This window comes from Bradyrhizobium sp. USDA3516 (assembly GCF_057651995.1).
Window position 1 is genome coordinate 384,815 of record NZ_JBYGYN010000003.1, and the last position, 17,608, is coordinate 402,422.

At 65.5% G+C, this 17,608-nt stretch carries 18 protein-coding genes; 4 read left to right on the plus strand and 14 right to left on the minus strand.

What is annotated here, in order from left to right; genetic code table 11:
- Nucleotides 1-6: 6 nt before the first annotated feature.
- The 6 genes from phnL to phnG are packed head-to-tail and all read right to left on the minus strand — an operon-like array spanning nt 7 to nt 4,545.
- Nucleotides 7-705 (minus strand): phosphonate C-P lyase system protein PhnL, encoded by a 699-nt coding sequence (phnL, locus tag AC24YW_RS12075; protein WP_487482936.1) that lies wholly within the window; start codon nt 703-705, stop codon nt 7-9.
- 22 nt (nt 706-727) lie between these two features.
- Nucleotides 728-1,525 carry a phosphonate C-P lyase system protein PhnK gene (gene phnK / locus AC24YW_RS12080; RefSeq protein WP_487482937.1) on the minus strand — a complete coding sequence of 266 codons (798 nt, stop codon included), beginning with the start codon at nt 1,523-1,525 and terminating at the stop codon, nt 728-730.
- Entirely contained in the window at nt 1,518-2,414 is an 897-nt protein-coding gene (locus tag AC24YW_RS12085) for an alpha-D-ribose 1-methylphosphonate 5-phosphate C-P-lyase PhnJ (protein WP_487482938.1), read from the minus strand. Before AC24YW_RS12085 ends, phnK begins: the two co-directional genes overlap by 8 nt.
- On the minus strand, nt 2,411-3,514 hold the full coding sequence (locus AC24YW_RS12090) for a carbon-phosphorus lyase complex subunit (RefSeq protein WP_487482939.1): 1,104 nt from the start codon (nt 3,512-3,514) through the stop codon (nt 2,411-2,413). The genes AC24YW_RS12085 and AC24YW_RS12090 overlap by 4 nt, the downstream gene beginning before the upstream one ends.
- Nucleotides 3,515-3,518: 4 nt before the next feature.
- Entirely contained in the window at nt 3,519-4,127 is a 609-nt protein-coding gene (phnH, locus tag AC24YW_RS12095; RefSeq protein ID WP_487482940.1) for a phosphonate C-P lyase system protein PhnH, read from the minus strand.
- Nucleotides 4,128-4,131: 4 nt separating this feature from the next.
- Nucleotides 4,132-4,545, minus strand: a complete 414-nt coding sequence (gene phnG / locus AC24YW_RS12100) for a phosphonate C-P lyase system protein PhnG (RefSeq protein ID WP_487483297.1) — start codon at nt 4,543-4,545, stop codon at nt 4,132-4,134.
- A gap of 170 nt (nt 4,546-4,715) precedes the next feature.
- Between phnG and phnF the strand changes: the two genes are divergently transcribed.
- Nucleotides 4,716-5,447: a phosphonate metabolism transcriptional regulator PhnF gene (gene phnF, locus AC24YW_RS12105; RefSeq protein ID WP_487482941.1), complete on the plus strand. Its 732-nt coding sequence runs from the start codon at nt 4,716-4,718 to the stop codon at nt 5,445-5,447.
- 187 nt (nt 5,448-5,634) lie between these two features.
- Here the strand turns inward: phnF and phnE (AC24YW_RS12110) are convergent, their stop codons facing one another.
- From phnE (AC24YW_RS12110) to phnC, 4 genes are all read right to left on the minus strand, one after another.
- Entirely contained in the window at nt 5,635-6,450 is an 816-nt protein-coding gene (gene phnE, locus AC24YW_RS12110; protein WP_487483298.1) for a phosphonate ABC transporter, permease protein PhnE, read from the minus strand.
- A gap of 29 nt (nt 6,451-6,479) precedes the next feature.
- Complete coding sequence (gene phnE / locus AC24YW_RS12115; RefSeq protein WP_487482942.1) at nt 6,480-7,364, minus strand: phosphonate ABC transporter, permease protein PhnE; 885 nt, start codon at nt 7,362-7,364, stop codon at nt 6,480-6,482.
- A gap of 71 nt (nt 7,365-7,435) precedes the next feature.
- Nucleotides 7,436-8,371 (minus strand): phosphonate ABC transporter substrate-binding protein, encoded by a 936-nt coding sequence (phnD, locus tag AC24YW_RS12120; protein WP_487482943.1) that lies wholly within the window; start codon nt 8,369-8,371, stop codon nt 7,436-7,438.
- 65 nt (nt 8,372-8,436) lie between these two features.
- Nucleotides 8,437-9,246, minus strand: coding sequence for a phosphonate ABC transporter ATP-binding protein (phnC, locus tag AC24YW_RS12125; protein WP_487482944.1), 810 nt, complete (start codon nt 9,244-9,246; stop codon nt 8,437-8,439).
- A 174-nt stretch (nt 9,247-9,420) separates the two neighbouring features.
- Between phnC and AC24YW_RS12130 the strand changes: the two genes are divergently transcribed.
- From AC24YW_RS12130 to AC24YW_RS12140, 3 genes are read left to right on the plus strand one after another with little or no spacing between them, the layout of a single operon-like run.
- Nucleotides 9,421-10,092, plus strand: coding sequence for an LbetaH domain-containing protein (locus tag AC24YW_RS12130; RefSeq protein ID WP_487482945.1), 672 nt, complete (start codon nt 9,421-9,423; stop codon nt 10,090-10,092).
- Nucleotides 10,089-11,282, plus strand: coding sequence for an alpha-D-ribose 1-methylphosphonate 5-triphosphate diphosphatase (locus AC24YW_RS12135; RefSeq protein WP_487482946.1), 1,194 nt, complete (start codon nt 10,089-10,091; stop codon nt 11,280-11,282). The genes AC24YW_RS12130 and AC24YW_RS12135 overlap by 4 nt, the downstream gene beginning before the upstream one ends.
- Nucleotides 11,283-11,300: 18 nt before the next feature.
- Complete coding sequence (locus tag AC24YW_RS12140) at nt 11,301-11,999, plus strand: DUF1045 domain-containing protein (RefSeq protein ID WP_487482947.1); 699 nt, start codon at nt 11,301-11,303, stop codon at nt 11,997-11,999.
- Nucleotides 12,000-12,002: 3 nt separating this feature from the next.
- Here AC24YW_RS12140 and AC24YW_RS12145 read toward each other — a convergent pair whose 3' ends face one another.
- The 4 genes from AC24YW_RS12145 to AC24YW_RS12160 all read right to left on the minus strand — a co-directional run bounded on the left by AC24YW_RS12145 (nt 12,003) and on the right by AC24YW_RS12160 (nt 17,514).
- Nucleotides 12,003-12,596: a hypothetical protein gene (locus tag AC24YW_RS12145; protein WP_487482948.1), complete on the minus strand. Its 594-nt coding sequence runs from the start codon at nt 12,594-12,596 to the stop codon at nt 12,003-12,005.
- Nucleotides 12,597-12,679: 83 nt separating this feature from the next.
- Nucleotides 12,680-14,080 (minus strand): selenium-binding protein SBP56-related protein, encoded by a 1,401-nt coding sequence (locus AC24YW_RS12150; protein ID WP_487482949.1) that lies wholly within the window; start codon nt 14,078-14,080, stop codon nt 12,680-12,682.
- Nucleotides 14,081-14,365: 285 nt separating this feature from the next.
- Nucleotides 14,366-15,304: a dihydrodipicolinate synthase family protein gene (locus AC24YW_RS12155; protein ID WP_487482950.1), complete on the minus strand. Its 939-nt coding sequence runs from the start codon at nt 15,302-15,304 to the stop codon at nt 14,366-14,368.
- Nucleotides 15,305-15,432: 128 nt separating this feature from the next.
- Entirely contained in the window at nt 15,433-17,514 is a 2,082-nt protein-coding gene (locus tag AC24YW_RS12160; protein WP_487482951.1) for a methyl-accepting chemotaxis protein, read from the minus strand.
- Nucleotides 17,515-17,608 lie beyond the last annotated feature (94 nt).

The following is a 17,608-nucleotide window of genomic DNA, read 5'->3' on the forward strand; positions in this document are numbered from 1 at the left end:
ATTCCTTCAGGCCGCGGCGGCAAAGCTGGTGACGTCGACGATGCGGTCGGCAATCAAATGACGGATTTCGTCGTCATGGACAATGGCGACCATGGCGACGTCCTGACGTTTCTTCTCGGCGACCAGCTCGACCACCACGGCGCGATTGGCCGCATCGAGCGAGGCGGTCGGCTCGTCCAGCAGCAGGATCGGCAGGTCGGAGATGAAGCCACGGGCGATGTTCACGCGCTGCTGCTCGCCGCCGGAGAAGGTCGCAGGCGGAAGCTGCCAGAGCCGTTCAGGGATATTGAGACGACGCAGCAGCTCGCCAGCGCGCGCCTGTGCCTCAGTCCGGCTCATGCCGTTCACGATCAGCGGCTCCGCGACGACGTCGATGGTCGCAACCCGCGGCACGGCCCGCAGGAACTGGCTGACATAGCCGATGGTGGAGCGGCGGACGTTGAGCACCTGGCGCGGCTCGGCGGTGGCAAGATCGACCACCTTGCCGCGATGGCGGATGCCGATGCGGCCGCTGTCGCAGCGGTAATTGCCGAAGATCATCTTCAGGATCGACGATTTGCCGGCGCCCGACGGGCCCGACAGCACGACGCACTCGCCTGGATTGACCTGGAAGGTCACGCCGCGCACCACCGGCAGCTCGATGCCGCCCTGCAGGTGCATCGTGAAGGTCTTGCCGGCGTCGGTGATTTCGATCATGGCGGTCATTGGAAAGCTCATATTGTAAAGTTCATGGCGGCAGGATCGAGGAGACGAGCAGCTGGGTATAGGGCTCGCGCGGGTCGTCGAGCACCTGATCGGTAAGGCCGGTCTCGATGACGCGGCCGCCTTTCATCACCATCACGCGGTGCGATAACAGGCGCGCCACGGCGAGATCATGGGTGACGATGACGACGGCGAGGTCCAGCTCGGCGACCAGGCTGCGCAGGAGATCGAGCAGGCGCGCCTGGACCGACACGTCAAGGCCGCCGGTCGGCTCGTCCATGAACACAAGCCGCGGCTCGGTGACGAGGTTGCGGGCGATCTGGAGGCGCTGGCGCATGCCGCCGGAATAGGTGCGCGGCGCATCGTCGATCCGCGCGACGTCGATCTCGACCCGGGTGAGCCAGTCGGACGCGGTGTCGCGAATGCGGCCGTAATGATTCCACCCCACCGCCATCAGCCGCTCGCCGACATTGGCGCCGGCCGAGACTGCCATGCGCAGGCCCTGTGCGGGATCCTGATGCACGAATCCCCAATCGGTGCGGAACAGGAAGCGCCGTTCGGCCTCGCCCAGCGTCGTGAGATCGCGGGTGACGCCATCGCGCATCCGGTACGACACATGGCCCGCGCTCGGCGCAAGCTGGCCCGACAGCATCTGCAGCAGCGTCGATTTGCCGGAACCGGATTCGCCGACGATCGCCAGCACCTCGCCGGGATAGAGCGAGAACGAGACGTCGCGGCAGGCACTGATGCGGCCGAACGACTTGCTGAGGGACTGCGCGACCAGCAGCGGCTCGTCGTTCTCGATCAGATTCTGATCAGCCATTCGTGGCCTCCTGAGCCTTCTCCTTGTACGGCGCGGCACTGAGGCTGCCGTGATGACCGGCGGCCTGGCGACCCTCGCAATAATCGGTGTCCGAGCACACGAACATGCGGCCGCCCTTGTCGTCGGTCACGATCTCGTCGAGATAGGAATTCTCCGCCCCGCACAGCGCGCAGGGCGCGTTGAAGCGGTAGGGCTCGAACGGGTGATCCTCGAAATCGAGCGACACCACCTGCGTATAGGGCGGAATCGCGTAGATGCGCTTCTCGCGGCCGGCGCCGAACAATTGCAGCGCCGGGCAATTGTCCATCTTGGGATTGTCGAATTTCGGCGTTGGCGACGGGTCCATCACATAGCGCGCGTTGACCTTCACCGGATAGGCGTAGGCGGTGGCGATGTGGCCGAAGCGCGCGATGTCCTCGTAGAGCTTCACATGCATCAGGCCGTATTCGGCGAGCGCATGCATGCGCCGCGTCTCGGTCTCGCGCGGCTCGAGGAAGCGCAACGGCTCGGGGATCGGCACCTGATAGACCAGCACCTGGTTCGCGTTCAGCGCCGTTTCGGGGATGCGGTGACGGGTCTGGATCACGGTTGCTTCGTCCGTCGCCGTCGTCGTCGCAACGCCCGCCGTCTTGGCGAAGAACTTGCGGATCGAGATCGCGTTGGTGGTGTCGTCCGAACCCTGGTCGATCACCTTCAGCACGTCCTGCGGCCCCAGGATCGCGGCCGTGACCTGCACGCCGCCGGTGCCCCAGCCATACGGCATCGGCATCTCGCGGCTGGCGAACGGCACCTGATAGCCGGGGATCGCGATCGCCTTCAGGATCGCGCGGCGGATCATGCGCTTGGTCTGCTCGTCGAGATAGGCGAAATTGTAGGCGGGCGCGTTCATTCCGCGGCCTCCTTCATGGCATCAGGCGCATTGGCCTCGGCAAACTCCTGACGCAGCTTTCGGAGCAGGCCGAGCTCGGACTGGAAATCGACATAATGCGGCAGCTTCAGGTGCTCGACGAAGCCGGTCGCCTGGACGTTGTCCGAATGCGACATCACGAACTCCTCGTCCTGCGCCGGTGCGAGCGCCTCCTCGCCGAGCTCGCGGGCGCGCAATGCGCGGTCGACCAGCGCCATCGACATGGTCTTGCGCTCGCTCTGGCCGAAGGCGAGCCCATAGCCGCGGGTGAAGCACGGCGCCTCGGTCGCGGAGCCCTTGAACTGGTTGACCATCTGGCACTCGGTGAGCTCGATCGATCCGAGCGGCACGGCGAAGCCGACGTCTTCCGCGACAAAGTCGATTTCCACCTCGCCGAAGCGGATCTCGCCGACGAAGGGATGGTTGCGGCCATAGCCGCGCTGGGTGGAATAGCCCATCGCGAGCAGAAAGCCTTCGTCGCCGCGCGCGAGGTTTTGCAGGCGCAAGTCGCGATCCGCCGGGAAATTCAGCGGTTCGCGGGTGAGATCGCCGACGCTGGCGCCGTCCTCGGCTTCCGGCGATGCTTCGATCAGCCCGTCGCGGCCGAGAATGTCGGTCACGCGCGGGGTCGGCGCGGTGGAGGCTTCGGCCGCGGCCGGAGCCTCCGGCACAAAACCTTGGGCGAGCGATGGATCGAGCAGGCGGTGGGTGTAGTCGAAGGTCGGTCCCAGGATTTGGCCGCCGGGAATGTCCTTGAAGGTCGCCGACACCCGGCGCTGCACCCGCATCGCGCCAGTGTCGACCGGTTCGCTGGCGCCGAAGCGCGGCAGCGTGGCGCGGAAGGCGCGAACCAGGAAGATCGCCTCGATCAGATCGCCGCGCGCCTGCTTGATCGCGAGCGATGCGAGCTCGCGGTCATAGAGCGAGCCTTCGCTCATGACGCGATCGACGGCAAGGCCGAGCTGCTCCGAGATCTGGTCAAGGGAGATTTCCGCAACGCTCTGGTCGCCGCGCCGCTTATGCGCGAGCAGACGATGGGCGTTCTCGATGGCGCGTTCGCCGCCTTTGACTGCGACATACATGCTTCTAACTTCCCTTGCTCACGATGCGCGTGGTGCGGGGGATCGCGACCACGGCGTCATCGGCGACCAGCACCACATCGATGCCGCGCGGAAACAGCGCCTCGTTCATCTGCAGGCGCTCGAACAGGTCGAAAGGCTTGATCGACGCCTGCAGCGCCGCCATCCCGTCGATACCGGGGCCGCGAAGCTCGAAGCTGCGTCCGGAGGCGAGGCTGTCGATCTGGATGATGACCGTGGTCGAGCGGTCCGGATACTCGCTGGTACCGAGCGCGAAGCGCTCGAGCGCAGGCAAGGCGCCACCGTCACTGATGAGAGCGAACGAGGCGATCGACGAATCCTGCACGACCGGCGCGCCGGTGTGGAATTTCAGCCACTTCGTCACGTCCGAGCTCTCCGCCATCCGCGCATCGAGCCAGAGCGGCGTGTCGTGGTCGAACAGCGTCAGCGCGATCGCGGCGGTGCCGCGCATCATAGGCCCCGGCGCGCCCGCCATCGGCACGATGCGCTGCACCGAGCCCGGCCGCGCCATGGCGTCCATGACCGAACGAAAGGTCGATTGCGCCGACAGCACCTTGTCGGCGAAACCCGGTGGCAGCTCCGCAATCGTGGTCATGACCTCACCCCTCACCGCGCACCATGGTGTAGAAATCAACCTTCGTCGCGGCGGTCTCGGCCGCCGCCTGCTTGCGGCGAATCATAAGCTGGTCGCGCAACGGCGCGATTACGTCGCGCTCGACGGCCGCACTGAAATCACGGGATTGCACCAGCGCGTCGCACAGCGCGATCAGCCGCGCTTTCTCGCCGTTCCGTCCGAGCGTGTAGCCGAAACCGACCTCGCCGCTGGCAAGCCGCACCGCGGCGCGCGACACCGTGGCTTCGCCGAGGTTGAACGGCGCACCGTCGCCGCCGACCCGGCCGCGCAGCATGACGAGGCCGCTCTCGGGCGTGCGCAGATCCTGATGGTCCGGGAGGGCCAAGTTGCGGAGGCGAGCGGCGATCTCGCCCGCCTCCGCGTGCGCCAGCACGGCCATGGCGGCCTTGCGCTGGGCTTGCTGGGTCGTCTGCTGGTTCACCTGGTCCACCGAGCTCTTCTACAGAACTTGCCGCATCGAAGTTGTCTATGATAATAGACAACTTCATACGGACGCGCCATGACTGTTTCGTGACAATGCTGTGATTTCTGGAGTAGGCTTCCCGCGACATGAGCATGCAGGACACAGCCTCCTCGGGCGTCGCGCTATGGCGCCTCGTGGCCGACGGCATCGAGCGCGGCATCGCCGACGGCCGCTTTGCGGCCGGCGACAAATTGCCGGGCGAGATGGAGATCGCCGAGACCTATCGCGTCAACCGCCACACCGTGCGGCGCGCGCTGGCAGCCCTTGCCGAGCGCGGCCTGGTGCGCGCCGAGCGCGGCAGCGGAACCTATGTCGAGGCGCAGAAGCTCGCCTATCCCCTGCGCTCGCGCACGCGCTTCTCCGAGATCGTCGGCGCTGATGGCCGCGAGCCGCACGGCCGGCTGATCGAGGCGACCGATGACGTCGCGACGCGCGAGCTCGCACGAGAATTGGGATTAAAGACGGGTGCGCCGTTAGTGCGGATCGAGGCGATTCGCCTCGCCGACCGCACGCCGATCTGTGTTTCTACCACCTGGCTCTCAGCCGACCTGTTCCCGGATGCGGGCGCCGTGTTCGCGGCGACGCGCTCGATGACGAAGTTGCTGGAGCATTTCGGTGTCCGCGACTATCGCCGCGGCGCGACCCGAATCACTGCCGGCATCGTCGACGCGACGGACGCCACACGGCTCGATCTGGCGCTGGGGCGACCGATCCTGGTGGTCGACGCCACCGACCACGATCTCACGGGCAAGCCGCTGATGACGAAGCACTCGCGCTTTGCCGCGGAGCGGGTGGAGTTTGTGGTGGAGAACGGGTGAGCGTTTCGCCGCGGGCACGCTTCTTCCGCTCTCCCCTTGTGGGAGAGGGTGGCTCGCCGCGATAGCGGCGAGACGGGCGAGGGGTATGTCTCCGCGAGTCCAATTCTCGCTTGAGCACGCTGAAAGACACCCCTCATCCGGCGCTTCGCGCCACCTTCTCCCACAAGGGGAGAAGGGAAAAAGCAAGCTACGCAACAGCCCGCCTTCCAATAATCGCAAAGCGTAGCTTGCCCGAGATGAAATCGATCGCGGCGACCGCGACCAGAATCATCAGGATCAGGAACGACACTTTCTGCCATTCCAGCACGCGGATCTGCTCGGCGAGCTGGAGGCCGATGCCGCCGGCGCCGACGATGCCGATGATGGTCGCCGAGCGGGTGTTGGACTCGATGAAATAAAGCACCTGGCCTGCAATGACAGGCAGCACCTGCGGCATCAAGCCGAAGCGGATCTCGTGCAGGGCGCTGCCTCCGGAGGCGCGGATGCCTTCGACCTGCTTCTGGTCGGCGCTCTCGATCGCCTCCGAGAACAGCTTGCCGAAGGCGCCGAAATCCGCCACCGCGATGGCGAGCACGCCGGCGAACGGGCCGAGCCCGACCACGTTGATCCACACCAGCGCCCAGATCAGGGTGTCGACGCCGCGGATCGAATCCAGGAAGCGGCGGACGGGAAAGCGCAGGATGCCCGACGGCACGATGTTGCGCGCAGCAAGCAAGCTCACCGGCAGCGCGAACACCGCCGCCAGCGTGGTGCCGAGCAGCGCGATCGAGAGCGTCTCGCCGAGCGCCTTCAAGTAGACCGGCAGCGAGGAGCCGGGATCCGGCGGGATCATCATCAGGCTGATCCAGCCGAGCTGGCTGAGGCCGGCGAAGAAGCGCGACGGCGAGAAGTCGAGATCGACGAGGCCATAGATCAGGATCGCGAGCGCCGCGGCGATCATAACGGGCGTCGCGAGGCGCGCCGAGGCCGGCCGGTCGAACACATCGGGGTAGCGCGCGCGCATCTGGTGCGTATCGACCTCCTGCGACTTCGTCACGTCCGCGCCTCCTTGCCGAACAGACGGCCGCGCAGCCAGCCCGTGGCGATGTCGATGAGGAACACGGTGACGATGATGGTGAGCAGGATGGCGCTGACGTCCGAATAATAGAATTTGCGAATTGCAACGACGAGCTCCTGGCCGATGCCGCCGGCGCCGACAAATCCCATCACCGAGGCTTCGCGGACGTTGATCTCGAAGCGCAGCAGCGCGTAGCTGGCATAGCCGGCGGTGACCTGCGGCACGATGGCGAAGCGCATGCAGGCGAGCCAGCTCGCCCCGGTCGAGCGGATGCCCTCGACCGGCTTCATGTCGGCATTCTCCACGATCTCCGAGAACAGTTTTCCGAGCGCACCGGTGGAGTGGATCGCAATCGCCAGCACGCCTGCCATCGGTCCAAGCCCGAAGGCGATGACGAAGACGAGCGCGAAGACGATCCCGGGAACCGAGCGGGCGAATTCGAGCAGGCGCCGCACGACGAAGCGCAGCCAGGGCGCAGGCGAGGTGTTCTCGGCCGCGAAGAAATTGAGCGCAAAGGCGAAGGTCGCACCGATCAGCGTGCCGACATAGGAGATCAGCAGCGTCTCACCTAGCATCTTCAGCCATTTGCGCCAGCCCCAGAACCACTCGCCGACATCGGTCCAGACCCGCTGGCCGCTGTCGAGCGTGAGGATGCGGTCGAAATAACTGACGAAGTTGCCGAAATAGGTGAAAAGCGTGCGCAAATTCACTTCGGCGCCGATCGCGGCGAGAGCCAGCGCGGCGGCAAACACGCCCGCTCCCAACAGGAGACGAAGCCGCCTGCGTGAAACCGCCTGGCGATAGCCAGCGTTCAGCGCGGCGAGCTGCTGCTCGGGGAGGATCGAAACCGCTGTTGTCATCGGCCTGAGAAGGTCCCGTCAAAGAAAGAGCCGGGTCCATCGACCCGGCTCCAGGTGCCTCGTCCCGAAACTCAGGACGCCTTCTTCTTACGCAGTGTGTCGACGAACTTGATCAGCTCGATCGTGCCATCCCAGTCCTTGGTGGTGGCGTGATTAAACCCCTTCTTCTGGCCGTCCTGGAGGCGATCGAACGCCGCCTTGTCCTTCGTCGGCGCGTCGAAGAAGGCCTTCGCGATGGCCGCCTTGGCGTCGTCCGGCAAGTCGGAGTTGTAGGCGTAAGGACCGTTGATGATCGGCGCCGACTTGTGGATGATGCGGAAATCGTCCTTCTTCATCGGCGTGCCATCGGCGTTCTTCAGCATGCCCTTGGTCAGCATCTGCGCCAGTGTCGAATCGTCGTCGGTGGTCCACTGGTTGGCCGCGACGTCGACCGTTCCTTGCGACAACGCCAGCATCGCGTTCTCGTGGCTGCCGGTGAAGACGACCTTGCTGAAATAGCCCTCGGCATCGTGGATGCCCATCTTGTCGAGCTCGAAGCGCGGCACGTTGTTGCCGGAGGTCGAGTTCGGATCGACCAGGCCGAGGTTCTTGCCCTTGAGGTCGTCAATCTTCTTGTAGGTGCTGTTCGCCTTGACGAAGAACACCGAGTAGTAGCCGGTCGAGCCGTCGGCGTTGATGTCGTTGGCGAAGGCGTCGGTCTTGACGCCGGTGAGGCGGGCGCGGGCGAACGAAGCCGAGCCGTAGCTGGCAATGTGGATGTTGCCGGCGCGCTGGCCTTCGATGACGGCGGCGTAGTCGTTGGCAATGCGCAGCGTGACCTTCACGCCGAGCTCCTTCGACAGATAGCTCATGAACGGCGCCCAGCGCTCGGTGACGCCGGAGGCGTTCTCGGCCGGAACGACCGCGAAGGTCAGCTCCGGATATTTGGCCTTCCAGTCGCTCGCCGAAGCGGAGGCCGTGAACGCGAGCACGGCGGCGCCGGCAAGGATTAATCTGCGAGTGATCATGATACCCTCTTCATCGTTTGGGGTCGGTTGACGGAAAACTGGCAATTGAACAGGTGCGACGCGGCTCAGGCAGCCGCGGCGGTTCCGAGCGCCGGCACGCCGTCGGGCGCCGGGACAGGCAGCCCACCCATGACGTCGGCGGCTTCGAGATCGTACAGATCGCGTGCGACGTGATCGGTCAACGCGGACGGGGCGCCATCGAACACCACGCGACCCGCCGCCATGCCGATCAGGCGATCGCAATAGGTCCGCGCCAGATCGAGCGAATGCAGGTTGCAGATCACCGTGATGCCGAAATGCTTGTTGATGCGCAAAAGCGCATCCATCACGATCTTGGTGTTGCGCGGATCGAGCGAGGCGATCGGCTCGTCGGCGAGGATGATGTCGGGCTGCTGCACCAGCGCGCGGGCGATCGCGACGCGCTGCTGCTGGCCGCCGGAGAGCTGGTCGGCGCGCTGGGCCGCGAGCGAAGCGATGTCGAACTGCTCGAGCGCGGACATCGCCAGCGCCTTGTCCTGCTCGGGCCAGGCCTGCGACAGCGAGCGCCAGGCGGGCATGGTGGCGAGCCGACCCATCAGGACATTGGTGAGCACGTCGAGACGGCCGACCAGGTTGAACTGCTGGAAGATCATCGCCGAGCGGGCGCGCCACCGACGCAGCTCCTTGCCGCGCAGCGAGGTCACGTCGACGCCGTCGAACATGATGCGCCCGCCGGTCGGCGCCACGAGGCGATTGACGCTCCGCAGCAATGTCGACTTGCCGGCGCCGGATCGCCCGATCACCCCGACGAAGCCGCCGGGGGAAACTTGAAACGAAGCATCGTCCACCGCGGCTTTCGCGCCGAAGCGACACGTCAGGCCTTCAACCACCAGCATACAGGGGCTCCAGAGTAGCTGGAGCCAACCGCTAACGCCCGTGGTTAACACTTGTGTGACAGCGCTGTTGCAGTGCGTCCATCCTACGCAGATCATCCCCTGTCATCTCATTGTCATGACATCGTCATCCAGGCGCTCGAAGAGAAACGCCCGCCCTCGCACTTCGGATGCAACATGGCCGCCAAAGCTCTTTCGGTTCAGCCGACCGTCGATCCCTCGGCCAAGCTGCATGAGACCAGGCTCGGCGCCTACACCGAGGTCGGCGCGCGCACGATCCTGCATGAAGTGGCGATGGGCGATTACTCCTATGTCGTGAACGATGCGCAGATCACCTACACCACCATCGGCAAATTCTGCTCGATCGCGGCCATGACCCGCATCAATCCCGGCAACCATCCGATGCATCGCGCCACGCAGGCGCATTTCACCTACCGCTCCAGCGCCTATTTCGAGGGTGAAAGCGACGATTCCGAGTTCTTCGACTGGCGGCGACAGCATCACGTTCATATCGGCCATGACGTCTGGATCGGCCATGGCGCGATCGTGCTGCCGGGCCGCAACATCGGCACCGGCGCGGTGATCGCCGCCGGCGCGATCGTCACCAAGGACGTGCCGGCCTACGGCATCGTCGCCGGCAATCCGGCCCGCATCGTGCGGCGGCGGTTCTCGGAGGAGATCGCCGGCCGGCTTGCAAAGCTTGCCTGGTGGGACTGGGATCACGACAAGTTGCGCGAGGCGCTGCCCAATTTCCGCAAGCTCGGGATTGAAGATTTCCTCTCGACATACGAAGCACAAGCGAGCTCACTCGCCAATCCTCCTGCCAGCAAACGAAGCGCGGTCGCGTGACAGACACATTCATCGAAGGCGGCCGGGCCCTGATCGGCGCCGAACTCGTCGAAACCTCCCTTCTCATCTCCGGAACGGACATTGCAGAGGTCGATGCCTCTCGCAGCCGGGCGCGGCTGGCGCTGGATGCCCGTGACCTCCTGGTGCTGCCCGGCATCGTCGATCTGCACGGAGATGCCTTCGAGCGGCAGATGATGCCGCGCGCCGGCGTCGACTTTCCGATCGACGTTGCGCTCGCCGACAGCGACCGCCAGGCGATCAGCAACGGCATCACCACCGTGTTTCACGCCACGACCTGCTCCTGGGAGCCGGGCCTGCGCAGTGCCGACAATGCGCTCGGCCTGATGGAGGCGATCGAGCGGCAGCGTCCGCAATTCGCTGCCGATACCCGCTTCCACCTGCGGCACGAGACCTACAATCTCGATGCCGAAGCGGAGATCGCACAGTGGCTCAGCGAGGGCCGCGTCGACCTGTTCGCCTTCAACGATCATATGGACGGCGTCGTTGCCGACATCTCCAATCCGCGCAAGCGCAACCGCATGGTGGAGCGCACCGGTCTGTCGAGTGAAGCATTCGACCGGCTGGTCGAGCGCGTGGTCTCGCGTGCCGACGAGGTGCCCGCCTCGGTGTCACGCCTGGCCGCCGCGGCCCGCGGGGCCGAGGTGCGGATGCTCTCGCACGACGATGCGAGCCCGGCGATGCGCCGGGAATTTCGCGAGCTCGGCGCCTTGATCGCGGAATTTCCCATCAACGAGGAGACGGCGCAGGCTGCGGCCAGCCACGGCGATGCCATCGTCTACGGCGCGCCGAACGTCGTGCGCGGCGGCAGCCACACCGGCTGGACCAGGGCCTCCGACATGATCGCGAAAGGGCTCTGCTCGGTGCTGGCCTCGGATTATTATTATCCCGCGCAACTGCTCGCCGCGTTCCGCCTGGCCGCCGATGGCGTGGTGCCGCTGGCGCAGGCCTGGGATCTGGTCTCCGCCGGCCCGGCGCGCGCGACCGGGCTCACCGATCGCGGCCTGATCGCGGAGGGACGCCGCGCCGACATTCTCCTCGTCGACGACAGCGTCGAGCTGCGGCCGCGGCTGATCGCGGTGATCTCGGGCGGCAGGCTCGTGCATCTCACCGACGCGACGCGGCTGCTCACCGCAATGGCGGCGCCGCGCGAGACTGTCGTCGCGGCGTAGATTGGTTATGCTGAGGCAATGACAGGTTTCCCTCGCTACGCGATCTATTTTGCCGCCGGCCACGACAGCGCCCTCTCCCGCTTCGGCGCCGAGTTGCTCGGCTATGACGCGTACAGCGGCGGCGAGATTTCGTTTCCAGAGCAGGCGCTGAAGGTCGCACCGGATTGGCGCGAGGTCACCACCGATCCCCGCAAATACGGCTTTCACGCCACGCTGAAGGCGCCGATGGCGCTGGCGCCTGGCAAGACCGAAGCCGAACTGGTGGCCGCCTGCGCGGCCTTCGCGGGCAAGACAAGGCCGATCCCGGCGGTCCGACCGATAGTCGATGCCATCAGCGGCTTCATTGCCGTCATTCCGGCCGAGCCGGTCGAGGCTCTCCAACAGCTTGCCGCCGATTGCGTTCGCGAGTTCGACCCGTTTCGCGCCGCGCTGACGACGGAAGATCGCGCCCGTCGCAAGCCCGAGAAGCTCAGCGCGCAGCAGCGCGACTATCTCGACCGCTGGGGCTATCCCTACGTGATGGAAGAATTCCGCTTCCACATGACCCTGACGCGTCGGCTGGATGCGGAGCAGCGCGGGCCCATCCTTCAGATGCTGCGGACAAGGTTTGCGGCGCTGGGGATCGAGGCGCTCGCGATCGATCGCATTGCGCTGTTCAAGCAGGATGATGCCAAGGCGCGGTTTCGCATCATCGGCGAGTGGGCTTTGGCGCGGTAGACCTCAGCGCGAGGCCGCAAGATTGAAAGCGAGCGCCACCGCGCCAACCAGAACGAGGCTGATCGCCCAGACTGCATCCAGATTGAACCAGCTTCGCGAGACGAACCTCAATCCCAGATGGCGGTAGACGAGCCACGTCAGACATCCGCCAGCGCCGACCATGGCGGCAACGTGCACCAGGGACACCAGCACCGCCATCCCGAGATTTGCCGCCATCAGCGTGCTTGCCGCCTGATGGCCGGCATCGAGCTCGAAGGCCTGGCAGAGCCCGAGATAGATCGGCACGAGCATCAAGGCAGCGCCGTGAGCGATGGCGACGGCAAATGACCAGAGCGCCAATTGCGTCGGCGGAATTCGTGCCAGCGCGCGCGGATGACTCCGGCCGATCAGCCGGTAGACGCCAAAGCCGATGACGAGAAGACTCGCACCGATCTGGATTGGACGCTGCCATTCGGCCAGTACGAGCAGGAAGGCGAACGGCAGCAGCACGAGAAGTGTTGCCAGGAGATGCCCGGCCGCCAGAGCCCACAATGCGCGGAAGAGCGCGAGGGGGCTCTTGTCCATGAGCCCGGCCGAAACAGCGAGCGGCCATCCCATTCCCGGATTGACCCCGTGGTAGAGACCGCTCGCAACAAGCGCGAGCCACAGCCAGCCAGGGGCCGGGCTCGCCTGCGTCCCATCTAGACCGACGGGTAGCAAAACGAGTCCGTCGAACAATCGCCGCCCTCGAGCCTGATCTGGTGCGCACGATATCCGTCGGGGAAGCTCACGAAATAGTCCTTGTCGAGCTCGAGGCCGCCGTTGCGACCGACATTGGCCATGACTTCCACGCCCGGAACCCCGTCGGGATAGAACTGGTCGTCCCAGGTGGAATAGAGCGAATTGGTCCAGTACACGCGCCGGCCGTCGCGGCTGATCTCGACCATCTGCGGGCCCGCCGCAAAGGCCTTTCCGTTCGGATGGGGCGTGCGCCGCGCGATGCCGCCGATATGGACTGAGCCCGCAAGCTTCGGCTTTCTGGGATCGCTGACGTCGTACTGGCGCATCTCACCCGTCCCCCAGCACGAGACATAGAGAAACCGGTCGTCCATCGACAGGTCGATGTCCGTCACCAGCGGCGGCACGGCGCCAAATCCCTGCAGCAGCGGCGGCAGCTTCTCCTTGGGCGCGGCTTCGGGAGGAATCGTCGCCGTCTTCTCGGCATGGAATTTTCCGCCCTCGCGCCACCAGGTCCAGATCGACGCTTCGAGGTTGGTGGTGTCGACCACGACACCGACGAAACCATACTCGCGAACCGGATCGTGTGCGGGGCGCACCTCCAGCGCCATCTGATGATTGGCGCCGAGGTCGATGGTCTGGACGTTGCGACGGGCGCGAAGGTCCCAGAAGTGGAGACGATGGCCATATTTATTCGCAAGCAGATCTTCCGGGACGATCCCGTTCTCGAACTGCGGCGGCAACGCCCATTCGCTCGTCACCATGTAATCGCGCGGCAGATTCCACCAGAAATCATAGTGCAGTGTCTGCGGGCCACGGTCGATCTCCCATCGTCCAAGAACTTCGAACGTCTCGCAATCCATGATGAAGACGCCCGGAGGTCCGTTGGTGCCGTCCTTGCCGCCGCCGCCCAGCGTGCTCACGTAAATGCCGTCCGGCCCGCAATGGATCGTGTGCGGCCGCGAGTAGCCGGTCTTCTTGAAGACCTCCTCTGGCTCGATGATCTTGTGGATCTTGGCCTTCGTCGGATCGGGCTTGGTATCGATGATGTAGATCCGCGACGAGCGCAGCCCCGGGATGACGAGATAGCGCCGCTCGATGAAGGCGTGTCCGGCGAGCGGCGACAGGGCGGAGGAGCAAGCATTCCAGCCGAAATGATGAAACTCATCACCCTTGTTGGGCATCGTGACGGTGTGGACGATCTGGCTGTAGGTCGGCGATCCCGGCTTGACGTCGATGACCGCGAGAGCGTCCGGCTTTGAGAAATCCGGACTGAGCAGCAAGGTGTAAGCAAAGTTCTCCGCAGGCGCTTCCATCGCAAGCTTGGGCGATGCGTGAAAGGTGGGATCCGGCCTCATCGTCATGGCACTGCCTCCCTGTTCTGTCGGTTTGCACCAACCTGGCTCGGGATCGTGGCAAAAGAAGAGCTGTTCGATGTGTCGCGATCGCTCTGCAGGCCTTGGCTGGCAAGGCGTACGATACTTGATCGCCGCGCCGGGGGAAACTGGCGGAATCGCGTTAATTCGACGCCTTCAGCCGAAAGCGATGGGCTACGTCATTGCAAACGGAGCGAAGCAATCCAGGCTTTCTCCGCGGAGACAGTCTGGATTGCTTCGTCGCTTCGCTCCTCGCAATGACGAGGGAGAGAATTACTTCCCCCACCTAAGCGCCAGCGCGTCGCGCTCCTTGGCCAACTCCAATAGCCCCGCGCGCGTCGCCGGATGCAGCGGCTGCAGCGGATGGCGCACCGCCTCCGACTTGATCACGCCGCCGGCCTGCATCATGACCTTGCAGGCGATCAGGCCGCATTGGCGGTTCTCGTAATTGATCAGCGGAAGCCAGCGCTCATAGGCAGCCTTCGCCTTTTCGCGATCGCCCGCGAAATAAGGATCGATGATCTGGCGGATACCGTCGGGATAGCCGCCGCCGGTCATGGCGCCGGTGGCGCCGGCGTCGAGATCGGCGAGCAGCGTGATCGCCTCCTCGCCGTCCCAGGGTCCCTCGATGTCCTTGCCGCCCGCCTCGATCAGGCTGCGGAGTTTTGAGGCCGCGCCCGGCACCTCGATCTTGAAATAGCGGATGTTGGAGAATTCGCGCGACAGCCGCGCCAGCAACTCGACGGGCAGCGGCGTGCCGGCAACCGGCGCGTCCTGGATCATGATCGGGATGTTGATCGCGCCGGAGAGCACCTTGAAGAATTCGACGATGCCTTTCTCGGGGACGCGGAAGGTCGCGCCGTGATAGGGCGGCATCACCATCACCATGGCGGCGCCGGCCGCCTCGGCCTGCTTGCTGCGCGCCGCGCACACGGCCGAGCTGAAATGCGTGGTGGTGACGATCACGGGAACCCGGCCGGCCACGTGGTCTAGCACCGCGTGCATCACCGTCTCGCGCTCGGCATCGGTGAGCACGAACTGCTCGGAGAAATTGGCGAGGATGCAAATGCCGTGCGAGCCGGCATCGATCATGAAATCGATGCAGCGGCGCTGACCCTCGAGGTCGAGCTCGCCGCGCTCGTCGAAGATGGTGGGCGCGACCGGGAACACGCCGCGATAGGGGCGTTGGGCCTTGTGTGGGGTGACCGGCATCGAACTCTCCATCCCTGATCTGTCTTGCGTCTGTCGCCGCGCCCGCGGGGAGCGAGGCGGCACAGATGTACCCGCAGTGCCGAGCTGCGGCAATGCCCGCGCGACGTCCGATGGAAAGAGTATGAAAATCAGGCGCTCTTCACGGCGCCCAGGAAGCCCTCGACCGCGACGCGAAGACGATCGGCATCCGCCGACATCTTCTTGACGGACTCCGACAGCACCGTGCCGGCGTTGCCGGTCTCCTGGTTGAGCCTGGCGACGCTGCCGATGGTGTCGGTGACCTCGCGGGTACCCTGCGCCGCCTGCTGGAAGTTGCGCGAGATTTCCGTCGTCGCCGCGCGCTGCTCTTCCACCGCCGCGGCGATCGCCGTCATCTTCTCGTCGATGCCGCCGATGGCGCCGCCGATCGAGCGGATCGCGGCGACGGCCTGGCCGGTGGCGCCCTGGATCTCCTCGACCTGGCGCGAGATCTCCTCCGTCGCCGTCGCGGTCTGCGCCGCGAGGCTCTTGACCTCGCCCGCGACCACGGCGAAGCCGCGGCCGGCCTCGCCGGCGCGCGCGGCTTCGATGGTGGCGTTCAATGCCAGCAGATTGGTCTGGGCCGCGATGGCGTTGATCATCTTCACGACCTCGCCGATCCGGCTTGCCGTCTGATCGAGGATCTCGACCGTCGCATTGGTCTGCTCGGCCTGGGCCACGGCCTCGCGGGCCTCGCGCGCGCTCGACTGCACCTGCGCGGAGATCTCGCCCACGGACGCGGAGAGCTCCTCGGTCGCGGCGGCGATGGTCTCGAGATTGTTGGTGGCCTGCTCGGCTGCCGAGGAGACCGCCGCGGTCTGGCTGCTCGATTCCGAGACCAGCGAGCGCACGCCGCTTGCGGTGGCGTCGAGCTCCCGCGTCGAGGCCGCAACGCTCTGGATGACCGCCTGCACCGTGTCGTCGAAGCTGCGGCAGGCGGCGTCGACGGTGCCGGAGCGGGCGAGCTGAAGCGCCTGCTGCGATTCGCGTTCCTTACCGAGCCGCTCCGCGGTCGCTGCGCTCTCGCGCAGGCTTTCGAGCGCAGCCGCCATGGTGCCGAACTCGTCGGGATGCCGCGATTGCGGCACCGGCGTCGCATAGTCGCGCGCGCTGATGCGGGCGATGGCGTCGAGGATGGCGCGCACCGGCCGCATGAGGCGATTGCGCACCACGAACACGCCGGCCATGGTCACGGCCAGCGCAAGCAGGAACGCGAAGGATTGCACGATGAGATTGGTCAGCGCTTTCGCCTGAACCGCCTCCGCGTGCGCTATCGAAAGGTCGAGCGCCTTGCTCGCGACCGCGACGATCGAAGCGAACGGAGACTGGCACAACGCGTTCCATTCCGCGGCGGGCATCGCGGGACGGCCGCTGCCGTCGAAGCCCTTGGTGATCTCGCCGATATGCTTGAGGGCGCCGTCGGTCTTGGCCCTCGCCTCCTTGGCCGTGTTGACGAGGTCGGCAGGCGCGTCAGGCGCAGCCAGCAGCTCCTCCATGCCGGTCCAGCCGGCGGTGACGACGCCGTTCCATCCGGCCACGGTCTGCTTCTGGGCATCGTCGAGCGGCTTGCTGGCGTTGACGTTCGGCCGCAGGGTCGAGCACTGGATGCCGTAGCGGTCGCGTACCTGCCAGGCGAGGCGGCGGGCCTGGATCATGCGGGCGATGTAAGGATCGTTCATCCAGGCGCGGTTCGACACCGCGGTCGACGCGAGATTGGCGGTCTCGATCACTTTGGTGACCGCATCGTACCAGGGCGCGGTGCGCTCCAGCTTGCGCTCGGCGCGCGGCAGCTTGGCCTCGTCGTAGAACAACTGGAATTTCGGCGCGGCCTCGCTCCAGCGCTGCTTCAGCGTGCTGGCGAGCTCGTCACGGCGGGCGAATTCGACGGTGGAGAGCGCAGCGCTGATGGCCTCGAAGCCGGCCTGCTCCGCCTTCTCGGCAACCCCGAGCTTGGCGCGCGGATCGTCCTCGCCGAGCAGCGCGCTCTGGGCATCGCCACGATTGCTGCGCAGGGCGACCACGCCATGGAAGATCGACTTGTCGGCATTCGCCAGCCGCTCGGTCTCCAGACTGTCGCTATAGCGACCGAAAGCCCCGACCATCTGGATAGCCGTGCTGGTCAGCGCGCCGGCCGCCAGCAGCGTCATCAGGACCAGGAGGAGCGTGCTTACCGAATTCTTAAAAATGGACATGGGTCGGGGACCTAACTCGGGGGAGAGGTCACCTTGAACCGCCACGTGCCAAAGTTTCGTTAAGGTTTGAGTTGAATCGAAGCGATCCAACCTG